Annotated in this window: 13 protein-coding genes and 1 tRNA gene; 6 read left to right on the forward strand and 8 right to left on the reverse strand. The window is 59.7% G+C overall.

The features are described 5' to 3' along the window. Positions 1–12: 12 nt before the first annotated feature. The 7 genes from pth to HX818_RS18640 all read right to left on the reverse strand — a co-directional run bounded on the left by pth (position 13) and on the right by HX818_RS18640 (position 5798). On the reverse strand, positions 13–597 hold the full coding sequence (gene pth / locus HX818_RS18610) for an aminoacyl-tRNA hydrolase (protein WP_003208389.1): 585 nt from the start codon (positions 595–597) through the stop codon (positions 13–15). A gap of 165 nt (positions 598–762) precedes the next feature. Continuing rightward, positions 763–1362, reverse strand: a complete 600-nt coding sequence (locus HX818_RS18615; RefSeq protein WP_003208391.1) for a 50S ribosomal protein L25/general stress protein Ctc — start codon at positions 1360–1362, stop codon at positions 763–765. 138 nt (positions 1363–1500) lie between these two features. Further along, positions 1501–2442, reverse strand: a complete 942-nt coding sequence (locus HX818_RS18620) for a ribose-phosphate pyrophosphokinase (protein ID WP_003208392.1) — start codon at positions 2440–2442, stop codon at positions 1501–1503. 45 nt (positions 2443–2487) lie between these two features. Further along, positions 2488–2562: transfer RNA gene (locus tag HX818_RS18625), tRNA-Gln, on the reverse strand. A gap of 36 nt (positions 2563–2598) precedes the next feature. Then, entirely contained in the window at positions 2599–3450 is an 852-nt protein-coding gene (gene ispE / locus HX818_RS18630) for a 4-(cytidine 5'-diphospho)-2-C-methyl-D-erythritol kinase (protein ID WP_003208395.1), read from the reverse strand. A 1-nt stretch (position 3451) separates the two neighbouring features. Beyond that, positions 3452–4069 (reverse strand): lipoprotein insertase outer membrane protein LolB, encoded by a 618-nt coding sequence (gene lolB, locus HX818_RS18635; protein WP_008432261.1) that lies wholly within the window; start codon positions 4067–4069, stop codon positions 3452–3454. A gap of 4 nt (positions 4070–4073) precedes the next feature. After that, a complete protein-coding gene (locus tag HX818_RS18640) occupies positions 4074–5798 on the reverse strand; it encodes a tetratricopeptide repeat protein (protein WP_008432263.1) in 1725 nt (574 codons plus the stop codon). Positions 5799–6072: 274 nt separating this feature from the next. Here HX818_RS18640 and hemA point away from each other — a divergent pair, with 274 nt between their 5' ends. The 6 genes from hemA (at position 6073) to HX818_RS18670 (ending at position 11439) form a co-directional block, all read left to right on the forward strand. Next, positions 6073–7362, forward strand: coding sequence for a glutamyl-tRNA reductase (hemA, locus tag HX818_RS18645; RefSeq protein ID WP_008432265.1), 1290 nt, complete (start codon positions 6073–6075; stop codon positions 7360–7362). After that, positions 7359–8441 carry a peptide chain release factor 1 gene (gene prfA / locus HX818_RS18650; protein WP_003208405.1) on the forward strand — a complete coding sequence of 361 codons (1083 nt, stop codon included), beginning with the start codon at positions 7359–7361 and terminating at the stop codon, positions 8439–8441. The genes hemA and prfA overlap by 4 nt, the downstream gene beginning before the upstream one ends. Next, entirely contained in the window at positions 8442–9269 is an 828-nt protein-coding gene (prmC, locus tag HX818_RS18655) for a peptide chain release factor N(5)-glutamine methyltransferase (protein ID WP_003208408.1), read from the forward strand. It abuts the gene before it with no gap. Then, on the forward strand, positions 9266–10021 hold the full coding sequence (locus HX818_RS18660; RefSeq protein WP_177020537.1) for a molybdopterin-synthase adenylyltransferase MoeB: 756 nt from the start codon (positions 9266–9268) through the stop codon (positions 10019–10021). The genes prmC and HX818_RS18660 overlap by 4 nt, the downstream gene beginning before the upstream one ends. Next, positions 10014–10808 carry a glutamate racemase gene (gene murI / locus HX818_RS18665; protein ID WP_008432270.1) on the forward strand — a complete coding sequence of 265 codons (795 nt, stop codon included), beginning with the start codon at positions 10014–10016 and terminating at the stop codon, positions 10806–10808. Before HX818_RS18660 ends, murI begins: the two co-directional genes overlap by 8 nt. A gap of 112 nt (positions 10809–10920) precedes the next feature. Further along, on the forward strand, positions 10921–11439 hold the full coding sequence (locus HX818_RS18670; protein ID WP_003208415.1) for an acyloxyacyl hydrolase: 519 nt from the start codon (positions 10921–10923) through the stop codon (positions 11437–11439). 137 nt (positions 11440–11576) lie between these two features. On the opposite strand, the gene HX818_RS18675 is transcribed toward HX818_RS18670, so the two are convergent. Continuing rightward, positions 11577–11882, reverse strand: coding sequence for a YkgJ family cysteine cluster protein (locus tag HX818_RS18675; RefSeq protein ID WP_003208416.1), 306 nt, complete (start codon positions 11880–11882; stop codon positions 11577–11579). Between the last annotated feature and the right edge of the window lie 30 nt (positions 11883–11912).

An 11912-nucleotide genomic window follows, 5' to 3' on the forward strand; every position in this document is an offset into this window, starting at 1 on the left:
TCGGGTAAAGAGTCAGGCCTTCTGGCTGTGCAGGTTTTTCATCGCACGGTTCCATTCACCGGCGAAGATATCCGGCAGCACGCCGAGGGCAAAATCGATGCTGGCATCGAGTTTTTCCTGTTCGGCGCGTGGCGCACGACCCAGGACGAAATTTGAAACCATACTGGCAACGCCCGGGTGGCCAATGCCAAGCCGCAAGCGGTAGAACGTATTCTGATTGCCCAACTGCGCGATGATGTCGCGCAGGCCATTATGCCCGCCATGGCCGCCGCCTTGCTTGAGCTTGGCAACGCCGGGTGGCAGGTCTAGTTCGTCATGGGCCACCAGGATTTCTTCGGGTTTGATCCGGAAGAAGCCCGCAAGCGCCGCGACAGCCTGGCCGCTGCGGTTCATGTAGGTGGTGGGAATCAACAGACGAACATCCTGACCCTGATGCGAAAAGCGTCCGGTCAGGCCAAAATATTTGCGATCGGCCACAAGATTGACGCCTTGGGCGTGGGCGATACGCTCAACAAAAAGGGCCCCCGCGTTATGCCGGGTCTGTTCGTATTCGGCGCCTGGATTTCCCAGGCCAACGATCAGTTTAATGGCAGTCACGACAGGGGCCCTTCCTTTGGAGTTGTGGATAACATCGCCGTTGGTGCGGCGAAAGTGGACGACAAAAACTCATTAACCGTTAGAGGCCAACTTCGCATTCTCGCCCGCTTTCTCGCTACGTTCCGGTCCGCGATGTTTCCTCAAGCTCCGGCATTACAGAGTGAATTACTCTGCAGCGCCTTCTTCAGCTTCTGGTGCAACGCGTGGAGCGTGTACGTTTGCAACAGCTTTGTCGTCACCGTGAGCCAGTGCAACGAACTCAACGCCTTTAGGAGCCTTGAGGTCGGACAGGTGAACGATTGCGCCGATTTCCAGAGCCGACAGGTCGACTTCGATGAACTCAGGCAGGTCTTTCGGCAGGCAGGTCACTTCGATCTCGGCGATAACGTGCGAAACTTCGCCGCCTTTCTTGACCGGAGCTTCTTCACCAACGAAGTGCACAGGCACGATAGCGGTCAGTTTCTGACCAGCTACTACGCGTACGAAGTCAGCGTGCAGCACGTGGCCTTTAGCTGGGTGACGTTGCAGTGCCTTGATGATGACGTTCTGCTTGGTGCCGCCAACGTTCAGCTCGATGATGTGGCTGTAAGCCGCGTCGTTTTCGAGCAGTTTGGCGATTTCTTTAGCCAGCATGCTGATGGATTCAGGGGCTTTTTCGCCACCGTAAACTACAGCTGGAACCAGGCTTGCGAGACGACGCAGGCGGCGGCTCGCACCTTTCCCCAGGTCGGAACGCAGTTCAGCATTCAAAGTAAAATCGTTCATGTTGTATCTCCAAAATAACCACATTCGCCCTAGCGTTTGCGACCAGCGCTAAAGGCGATATGGGCAAAAAAGCCCCGCCCCAACAGAATGCTGGGGCGGGGCGCTTTTCGTCAGGTTGATGCTGCTAAGGTTTGACCCTTAACGGAACATCGCGCTGATCGATTCTTCGTTGCTGATGCGGCGAACCGCTTCGGCAACTACCGGTGCGATATCCAGTTGACGGATACGCGAACAGGCTTGAGCGGCAGCGGACAACGGGATGGTGTTAGTCACCACCAGTTCGTCCAGCATTGAGTTCTCGATGTTCTCGATCGCTCGGCCCGACAGCACAGGGTGTGTGCAGTAGGCGAAGACTTTTGCTGCACCGTGCTCTTTCAAGGCTTTCGCCGCGTGGCACAGGGTGCCGGCGGTGTCGACCATGTCATCAACCAGAATACAGGTACGCCCTTCGACATCACCGATGATATGCATCACTTCAGAGTGATTGGCTTTCTCGCGGCGTTTGTCGATGATCCCGAGATCCACGCCCAGGGATTTGGCAACAGCCCGTGCACGCACGACGCCACCAATGTCCGGGGACACGATCATCAGGTTTTCAAAGCGCTGGTCTTCGATGTCATCCACCAGGACGGGGGAGCCGTAGATGTTATCTACCGGAATATCGAAGAACCCCTGGATTTGGTCAGCGTGCAGGTCAACCGTGAGAACACGGTCGATACCTACCACGGTCAGCATGTCAGCAACGACTTTCGCGCTGATAGCCACACGTGCGGAACGCGGACGGCGATCCTGACGGGCATAACCAAAGTAAGGGATTACAGCTGTGATTCGAGTCGCTGAGGAGCGGCGGAAGGCATCAGCCATCACGACGAGTTCCATCAGGTTATCGTTGGTCGGAGCGCAAGTCGGCTGAATAATGAAGACATCTTTACCGCGGACGTTTTCATTGATCTCGGCTGTAATTTCGCCGTCGGAGAATTTACCGACAGAGATGTCACCGAGAGGGATATGCAGCTGACGTACAACACGCCGAGCCAGATCGGGGTTAGCATTCCCCGTAAAGACCATCATCTTGGACACGCGCAGTACCTAGAGGCTGAGGGTAACCTGGATGAGTATAGAAAATGGCAGGGGCGGCTGGATTCGAACCAACGCATGGCAGGATCAAAACCTGCTGCCTTACCGCTTGGCGACGCCCCTGTATCTGTTGCAACGAGTACCCAGTACTCGGTTCCTTTAGAGCAGACTTTGCAGCTTGCGATGCAACATCGAAACGTTGCTTCCCTTTGCTACAAACCCTGTAAGGGTCTCTGTAAGAAGGGCCGAGACTTTATCAGCTTCAGCTTTGCTTGGGAAGCCCCCAAACACACAACTTCCAGTTCCGGTTAATTTTGCTTCGGTAAAATTACCTAACAAATTCAAAGCGTTACGTACATCTGGATAACGCCTTGCTACAACCGGTAAGCAGTCATTTCGACTGTTTCCCTTGGGAACGGGGCGCACTTTAATGGGAGGAGAGTTACGTGTCAACAGTGGATCTGAAAAAATTTCTGCTGTACTTACAGATACTTGCGGAACAAGCACGACATACCACGGCTCTTCGGGGTCTACAGGGGTGAGTTTCTCCCCCACGCCTTCGGCAAAAGCGGCGTGCCCACGCACGAAAACCGGGACGTCCGCGCCCAGTGTCAGGCCCAGCGCCGCCAGGCGATCGTGGTCCCAACCCAGTTGCCACAAGTGATTCAGGCCGAGCAATGTCGTTGCGGCATTTGAGCTGCCGCCACCGATGCCGCCGCCCATGGGCAGGATTTTTTCGATCCAGATGTCGATGCCCAATGGGCAACCGGATTGTTCCTGGAGTTTTTTCGCGGCCTTCACAATCAGGTTGCTGTCGTGAGGCACGCCGTCGAATTCGGTGTGCAACTGGATCACGCCGTCATCGCGAACGGCGAAGGTCAGCTCATCGCCGTAGTCGAGAAATTGAAAAATCGTCTGCAACTCGTGATAGCCGTCTTCACGGCGACCGAGAATGTGCAGCATCAAATTCAGTTTGGCCGGGGAGGGCAGGGTCAGGCGTTGCTCGTTCATCTCACTGCCCCAGCTTGCGCGGTTGCCAGTCCTTGATCACCAGCGTGACGTCAAGGTCGGTGCCATGCAGCTTGATGCGCTCGGGCAGCCAGTAACCGTTCTGTTGCACATAGCTCAGGTATTCGACCTGCCAGCCATCCTGTTCCAGCGAAGCCAGGCGGCTGTCGCCATTGAGGCTCAGGCGGCTCTTGCTGTCTGGCGCAGGAAGACCGCGTACCCACCACACCAAGTGCGATACGGGGAGTTTCCAGCCCATCTGTTCTTCCAGCAGGGCTTCCGGCGTTGGCGCTTCATAGCGGCCCTGATTGGCCACTTCCAGGCTGACTTGCCCCGGCCGGCCGGTCAGGCGAGCCGCACCGCGGCCCAGCGGGCCAGACAGGCGAATGTCGTAATAGTCCTGGCGTTGCAGCCAGAACAAGGTGCCGCTGCCCGAATCTTTCGGGGCGCGAATGCCCACCTTGCCCTCGATCTGCCAGCCATCAAGGCTGCTCAGTTGATCCTTGTGCTGCTGCCACTGCGCCGGGTTGCCCGGGCCTTCGACAGATTCACGGGTGCCAAGACCGGAACAGCCGGCAAGCAGGGCAATAAAGCTGAAAACGATAACGTGGCGCAAAAACATAAAATTAAAGGGTCTCGGATCCGGTCAGGCGCTTGATGGTGCTGCGCAGGATTGGGCTTTCGGGCTGTTCCTTGAGGAACTTCTCCCAGATTTGTCGCGCTTCACGCTGCTTGCCATTGGCCCAGAGCACTTCGCCCAGGTGTGCGGCGACTTCCTGGTCGGGGAAGCGCTCCAGCGCCTGGCGCAGCAAGCGTTCGGCTTCGTCCAGGTTGCCCAGGCGGTAATTCACCCAGCCGAGGCTGTCGAGTACGGCCGGGTCTTCCGGGTTGAGCTGGTGAGCCTTTTCAATCAGCTCCTTGGCTTCGGCGTAACGCGTTGTACGGTCGGACAAGGTGTAACCCAGGGCGTTCAGTGCCATGGCATTGTCCGGGTCGCGCTTGATGATAAGGCGCAGGTCTTTTTCCATCTGCGCCAGGTCATTGCGTTTTTCCGCCTGCATGGCGCGGGTGTACAGCAGGTTCAAGTCGTCCGGATACTGCAGCAAGGCTTGCTGGAGGATTTTCCAGGCGCGATCGCCCTGCTTGTTGGCCGACAAGGTCTCGGCCTGGATCAGGTACAGCTGGATCGCGTAGTCCGGTTCGGCATCCCGTGCGGCAGCCAGGCGTTTTTCCGCCTCGTCGGTACGGCCGTTGTTCATCAGGATATCGGCCTGGCGCAGTTGCGCCGGCAGGTAGTCATTGCCGGCGCCGACCTGAGCGTATTCAAGCAATGCAGCCTGCGGGTCGTTACGCTCTTCAGCGATGCGGCCCAGGTTCAGGTGCGCCGAATCCACGTGGCTCTCGCGGGCGATCAGGTCTTCCAGGTAACCCTTGGCCTCATCCCAGGCCTTGGCTTCCAGGCACACCAGCGCCAGGGAGTAGCGCAATTCGTCATCGTCCGGGTATTGCTGCACGAGGTTGGCGAACTGCACCTTGGCGTCTTCCATGCGGTCCTGTTCGACCAGCATGCGGGCATAGGTCAGCAGCAGGCGCTTGTCGCCCGGGTACTTCTTGATGCTTTTTTCCAGCAGCGGAATCGCTTCCTTGCCGCGGTTGAGGTTTTGCAGCAGGCGGGCGCGCAGCAGGATCGGCGCGATCTCGCCCTCTTCCGGCGGGTGTTGCTCCAGCAGCTTCAGCGCAGCCTCGGGCTCATCATCCTGTTGCAACAACAGCGCCTTGCCGAAAATCAGCTGGCTGTTGTTCGGGTGTTTTTGCAGCAGGCGGTCGAAACTCTTCATCAGGCCGTTGCGGGTGTCCTGATCGGTGTCGGCGGCCGACAGCGCGAGGAAGTCGAAATGCGTGTCGCCCTTGCCCTGCAGGACCTTCTCCATATACACCATGGAGTCGTCATAGCGTCCGGCGCGGGCCAGTTGAATGGCCGCTGCCCGTTGCGCCTCGAGATCGTCCGGGGCGTTTTTCGCCCAGATCAGCGAGGAGTCCAGGGCCGCCTGATCGGCGCCCAGGTACTCGGCGATGCGAAACGCCCGCTCCGAAATCCCCGGATCCTGAGTATTGATGGCCTGGGTCACGTAGTTATCCAGGGCAATGTCGAAACGATTGCGCTGGCCGGCCAGCTCCGCGCTCAGCAGGCTGAAGATCGTCTCTTCACTGAACGAGGAATAAACCTTGGGCTTTTCAGGGGCGGGGGTGCTGTCTTCTACCGGCGGCGTACCGTCCGGCGACACGGGTGCCATGGCCTGGCAGCCGCTGAGAAAGACAAAAGCAAGGAGCAACGCGGAAGATCTATTCATATAGGAAGAGGACGACTAACCTGCGGTCGGATCATCATGACACAAGCCTTCGGCCAAACATAACCGTGTAGGAGCGAGCTTGCTCGCGAAGAACCAGAGGACAACGCGTTTTATCCCGTAAGCCAGCGTTATCGTTAACGACCATCGCGAGCAAGCTCGCTCCTACAGATGGCCTTTATAGGCGTAAGCTACTAGGACAATAGCCTACGGTGGTTGTTCTGAATCATTCGAAGTAGGACAATTGTCGGCTTCCCGACATCATCAGCGATATTGAATGGCCTTCCTTGCACTCGGTATTAACCACAAGACTGCTTCTGTAGACGTCCGCGAGCGCGTGGCTTTTACTCCCGAGCAGTTGGTTGAGGCCTTGCAGCAGCTCTGCCGGCTCACCGACAGTCGCGAAGCTGCGATCCTTTCGACCTGTAATCGCAGCGAGCTCTATATAGAGCAGGAACATCTTTCAGCGGATGTGGTGCTGCGCTGGCTGGCCGATTACCACCATTTGAGCCTCGATGAGCTGCGCCAAAGCTCATATGTGCACGAAGAGGATGCGGCAGTTCGTCACATGATGCGCGTCGCCTCCGGGCTGGATTCGCTGGTGTTGGGGGAACCGCAGATTCTCGGCCAGATGAAGTCCGCCTACGCCGTGGCCCGCGAGGCCGGCACCATCGGCCCGCTGCTGGGGCGCCTGTTCCAGGCCACCTTCAACTCCGCCAAGCAGGTGCGCACCGACACCGCCATCGGTGAAAACCCGGTGTCCGTGGCGTTTGCCGCCGTCAGCCTGGCCAAACAGATTTTCAGTGACTTGCAGCGCAGCCAGGCCCTGCTGATCGGCGCCGGCGAGACCATCACCCTGGTCGCCCGCCACCTGCACGAGCTGGGCGTAAAGCGCATCGTCGTCGCCAACCGTACCCTGGAACGCGCCAGCATCCTGGCCGAGCAGTTCGGTGCCCACGCGGTGTTGCTCTCCGACATCCCGGCCGAGCTGGTGCGCAGCGACATCGTCATCAGCTCTACTGCCAGTCAGTTGCCGATCCTCGGCAAGGGCGCGGTGGAAAGCGCCCTGAAACTGCGCAAGCACAAGCCGATCTTCATGGTGGATATCGCCGTTCCCCGGGATATCGAGCCTGAAGTCGGCGAGTTGGACGACGTTTACCTCTACAGCGTCGACGACCTGCACGAAGTGGTCGCCGAAAACCTGAAGAGTCGCCAGGGCGCTGCCCAGGCTGCCGAGGAAATGGTCAGCACCGGTGCCGACGATTTCATGGTGCGCCTGCGTGAACTGGCGGCAGTGGACGTGCTCAAGGCCTACCGTCAGCAAGGCGAACGCCTGCGGGACGAGGAATTGATCAAGGCCCAGCGTATGCTCGCCAACGGCAGCAGCGCCGAAGACGTGCTGATGCAGTTGGCGCGCGGCCTGACCAACAAATTGCTGCATGCTCCCAGTGTCCAGTTGAAAAAGCTTACCGCCGAAGGCCGCCTCGATGCGCTGGCCATGGCCCAGGAACTCTTTGCCCTCGGTGAGGGCGCGACAGAAAGCTCTTCGGATAAAAAACCGCAATGAAAGCGTCACTGCTCAATAAACTGGACGTCCTTCAGGACCGTTTCGAAGAACTGACCGCCTTGCTCGGCGATGGCGAGGTCATCTCCGATCAGACCAAGTTCCGCACCTATTCCAAGGAGTACGCGGAAGTTGAGCCGATCGTGGGCACCTATAAACAGTTGCTCAAGGTTCAGGCTGACCTCGAAGGCGCCCAGGCGCTGCTCAAGGACAGCGACCCGGACATGCGCGAAATGGCCGTTGAAGAAGTGCGAGAGGCCAAGGACAAGCTGATCGAACTGGAAGGCGACCTGCAACGCATGCTGTTGCCCAAGGACCCGAACGACGGGCGCAACGTGTTCCTTGAAATCCGCGCCGGCACCGGCGGTGACGAAGCGGCGATTTTCTCCGGCGACCTGTTCCGCATGTATTCGCGCTATGCCGAGCGTCGCGGCTGGCGTGTGGAGATCCTGTCCGAGAACGAAGGCGAACACGGCGGCTATAAAGAAGTCATCGCCCGGGTTGAGGGCGAGAATGTCTACGGCAAACTGAAGTTCGAATCCGGCGTGCACCGCGTGCAGCGGGTGCCGGCCACGGAATCCCAGGGCCGTATCCACACCTCGGCGTGCACCGTGGCCGTGTTGCCCGAGCCCGACGAGCAGGAAGCCATCGAGATCAACCCCGCAGACCTGCGGGTCGACACCTACCGCTCATCGGGCGCCGGTGGCCAGCACGTCAACAAGACTGACTCGGCGATCCGTATCACTCACTTGCCTTCGGGCATCGTGGTGGAGTGCCAGGAAGAACGTTCCCAGCACAAGAACCGTGCGCGGGCCATGTCCTGGCTGTCGGCCAAGCTGAATGACCAGCAGACCAGCGCCGCCGCCAATGCGATTGCCAGCGAGCGTAAGCTGCTGGTGGGCTCGGGCGACCGTTCCGAGCGCATTCGTACCTACAACTTTGCCCAGGGCCGGGTCACCGACCACCGCGTCAACCTGACGCTGTACTCCCTGGACGAAATCCTCGCCGGTGGCGTCGATGCGGTAATCGAGCCGTTGTTGGCCGAATACCAGGCCGACCAGCTTGCGGCGATAGGTGAATAAATGACCATTATTGCCAGTTTGTTACGCGCCGCCGACCTGCCGGACTCGCCGACTGCGCGCCTGGACGTGGAATTGTTGCTGGCCGCCGCCTTGGGCAAGTCCCGCAGCTACCTGCACACCTGGCCGGAAAAAATCGTCAGCAGTGAACACGCGCTGACCTTTGCCGACTACCTGCAACGCCGTCGTGCCGGCGAGCCCGTGGCCTACATCCTCGGCCAGCAAGGCTTCTGGAAGCTCGACCTGGAAGTGGCACCGCACACGCTGATCCCGCGTCCGGAAACCGAGATGCTGGTGGAAGCCGCCCTGGAATTGCTGCCTGCCACACCGGCCAAGGTCCTGGACCTGGGCACCGGCAGCGGCGCGATTGCCCTGGCCCTGGCCAGCGAACGCCCGGCCTGGCAAGTGACGGCGGTCGACCGCGTGCTGGAAGCCGTGGCCCTGGCCGAACGCAACCGCCAGCGCCTGCACCTGAACAACGCCACGGTGCTGAACAGCCATTGGTTCAGTGCCCTCGAAGGCCACACTTACAACCTGATCATCAGCAACCCACCTTATATAGCCGACACCGACCCGCACCTGGTGGCCGGTGACGTGCGCTTTGAACCGGCCAGCGCGCTGGTATCCGGGCATGACGGCCTGGACGACCTGCGGCTGATCATCGCCCAGGCACCCGCGCACCTCGACGCCGCAGGTTGGTTGCTGCTGGAACACGGTTACGACCAGGCGCCCGCCGTGCGCGACCTGCTGCTGGGGGAAGGCTTTGAAGAAGTCCACAGCCGCATCGACCTGGGCGGCCACGAACGCATCACGTTGGGACGCCGCCCGTGATGAACGACCAGGAGCTGTTGCGCTATAGCCGGCAGATTCTGTTGCAGCATGTCGACATCGAAGGCCAGTTGCGCCTGAAAAACAGCCGCGCGCTGATCGTCGGCCTGGGTGGCCTCGGTTCGCCGGTGGCGCTGTACCTGGCGGCGGCGGGGGTGGGTGAGCTGCATTTGGCGGATTTCGACACTGTCGACCTGACCAACCTGCAACGCCAGATCATTCACGACACCGACAGCGTCGGCCTGAGCAAGGTCGACTCGGCGATTCGCCGCCTGGGCGCGATCAATCCTGACATACAGCTGGTTGCCCATCGCAGCGCGCTGGATGAGGATTCCCTCGCGGCCGCCGTTGCGGTGGTCGATGTGGTACTGGATTGCAGCGACAACTTCTCCACCCGCGAAGCGGTCAACGCTGCGTGTGTCGCTGCCGGCAAGCCTTTGGTGAGCGGTGCGGCGATTCGCCTCGAAGGCCAGCTGTCGGTGTTCGACCCTCGTCGCGCCGAAAGCCCCTGCTACCACTGTTTATACGGGCACGGCAGCGACGCCGAACTGACCTGCAGCGAAGCCGGTGTCATCGGCCCGCTGGTGGGTTTGGTCGGCAGCCTGCAAGCCCTGGAAGCCTTGAAATTGCTGGCCGGTTTCGGCGAGCCGTTGGTGGGGCGGCTGTTGTTGATCGACGCCCTGACCACGCGTTTTCGCGAGTTGCGGGTCAAGCGCGATCCCGGTTGCATCGTCTGCGGTAGCCAACATGGTTAAGGATGCGCCGATTGGTGTGTTCGACTCCGGTGTCGGCGGCCTGTCGGTGCTGGACGAAATCCAGCGTCTGCTGCCCCATGAGTCGCTGCTGTACGTGGCGGATGGCGGGAATATCCCCTACGGCGAGAAAACCCCGGCGTTCATCCTCGATCGTTCGCGACAGGTGGCGGCGTTCTTCCGTGAGAAGGGCGCCAAAGCGTTTGTGATTGCCTGCAACACGGCGACCGTTGCGGCGGTTGCCGATTTGCGCCAGGACTATCCCGACTGGCCATTGGTGGGCATGGAACCGGCAGTCAAACCCGCGGCTGCCGCGACCCGCAGTGGCGTCGTCGGCGTGCTGGCGACCACCGGCACCCTGCAAAGCGCCAAGTTCGCCGCCTTGCTCGACCGCTTCGCCACCGATGTGCGGGTGATCACCCAACCCTGCCCGGGCCTGGTGGAGCTGATCGAAACCGGCGACCTGGACAGCCCGGCCCTGCGCCTGCTGTTGCAAGGCTACGTGGAGCCGCTGATTGCGGCCGGTTGCGACACCATCATCCTCGGTTGCACCCACTACCCGTTCCTCAAGCCCCTGCTCGCCGAGATGCTCCCGCCGACGATCATTTTGATCGACACCGGGGCGGCAGTAGCGCGTCAATTGCAACGTCTTTTGAGTGATCGCGAATTGCTGGCCACTGGCAATCCGCCGCCTGTACAGTTCTGGACCAGCGGCGATCCGCAGCATCTAAGAAATATCCTACCGACCCTATGGAAATCTCCCGGAGTTGTGAGTAGTTTTGGCGTGTGAAAAAAACGTGAAATAACGCCTTTATCCGCTGAACTTCTGGCTATACGGCAGCTTCTATAGCAAGTTAGCCGGTACAAAATCATACAACTTCGTTCGGAAGGGATGTTTCTCTATGAAGCGCTTGTTCTGTTTGGCTGCGATTGCGGCCGCAATGTTGGGGCACTCTTTTTCCGCACAGGCGGCAGGCCTGGAACTTGGGGTGGGAAGTACGAGCGATTCGACCATGACCTATCGGTTGGGGCTGACCTCGGACTGGGATAAAAGCTGGTGGCAGACCGATACGGGGCGCGTGACCGGGTACTGGAGCGGCGCCTACACCTACTGGGACGGTGACAAACGGGCCAGCGTCAGCAGCCTGTCGTTCTCACCCGTGTTTGTGTATGAGTTTGCCGGGGAGAGGGTGAAGCCGTACATCGAGGCCGGCGTGGGTGTGGCCGTGTTCTCCCGCACGCGGGTTGAAGACAACAATATCGGCCAGGCTTTCCAGTTTGAAGACCGGCTGGGCTTTGGCTTGCGCTTTGTCGGTGGCAGTGAAGTGGGCATTCGGGCCACCCATTACTCCAATGCCGGGATCAGCAGCAATAACGATGGTGTAGAGAGTTATTCGCTGCACTACACGCTGCCGTTGTAGTTTTTTAAGCACACTGCAAAACCATTGTGGGAGCGGGCTTGCTCGCGAAAGCGGTATATCAGCCACGAATCAGTTGACTGACACACCGCTTTCGCGAGCAAGCCCGCTCCCACATTGGCTACTCATTGGTTCCGAAATCAGCGATACACCGTCGCAATCCCCTGGCGCTCATCGATGCACTCCGGCGCGCCCATCTCGAATTCCCGGCAGATCAGCGGCCGCTTCTCGTAAATCGTGCACATCATCGTGTCGCGATCCAGCGCCGCGCACCAGCCGTCATCCAGGCGCAGCATGACTTCGCCGCCCCAATCGTCGGTATCGATAAAGCGATCGGGCACGCCGGTATCGGTGATCAGCATGACTTCCAACTGGCAGCAGCATGCGGCGCAGGTGGAGCAGGTGACGGCAGGTTCGGCGATTTGGGTATGGGGGATGTTGGTCATAGGCGCGCAGTGTAAGGCAAGCGGCTCATA

The sequence above is a fragment of the Pseudomonas sp. F9001 genome, assembly GCF_013385435.1.
Classification (GTDB): Bacteria; Pseudomonadota; Gammaproteobacteria; order Pseudomonadales; family Pseudomonadaceae; genus Aquipseudomonas.

Excerpts from the sequence above, each read along its gene's own strand:
- HX818_RS18615 (WP_003208391.1), bottom strand. The coding sequence starts at position 1,362 with ATGAACGATTTTACTTTGAATGCTGAACTGCGTTCCGACCTGGGGAAA.
- ispE (WP_003208395.1), bottom strand. The coding sequence starts at position 3,450 with ATGAACGAGCAACGCCTGACCCTGCCCTCCCCGGCCAAACTGAATTTG.
- lolB (WP_008432261.1), bottom strand. The coding sequence starts at position 4,069 with ATGTTTTTGCGCCACGTTATCGTTTTCAGCTTTATTGCCCTGCTTGCC.
- HX818_RS18640 (WP_008432263.1), bottom strand. The coding sequence starts at position 5,798 with ATGAATAGATCTTCCGCGTTGCTCCTTGCTTTTGTCTTTCTCAGCGGC.
- hemA (WP_008432265.1), top strand. The coding sequence starts at position 6,073 with ATGGCCTTCCTTGCACTCGGTATTAACCACAAGACTGCTTCTGTAGAC.
- prfA (WP_003208405.1), top strand. The coding sequence starts at position 7,359 with ATGAAAGCGTCACTGCTCAATAAACTGGACGTCCTTCAGGACCGTTTC.
- prmC (WP_003208408.1), top strand. The coding sequence starts at position 8,442 with ATGACCATTATTGCCAGTTTGTTACGCGCCGCCGACCTGCCGGACTCG.
- murI (WP_008432270.1), top strand. The coding sequence starts at position 10,014 with ATGGTTAAGGATGCGCCGATTGGTGTGTTCGACTCCGGTGTCGGCGGC.
- HX818_RS18670 (WP_003208415.1), top strand. The coding sequence starts at position 10,921 with ATGAAGCGCTTGTTCTGTTTGGCTGCGATTGCGGCCGCAATGTTGGGG.
- HX818_RS18675 (WP_003208416.1), bottom strand. The coding sequence starts at position 11,882 with ATGACCAACATCCCCCATACCCAAATCGCCGAACCTGCCGTCACCTGC.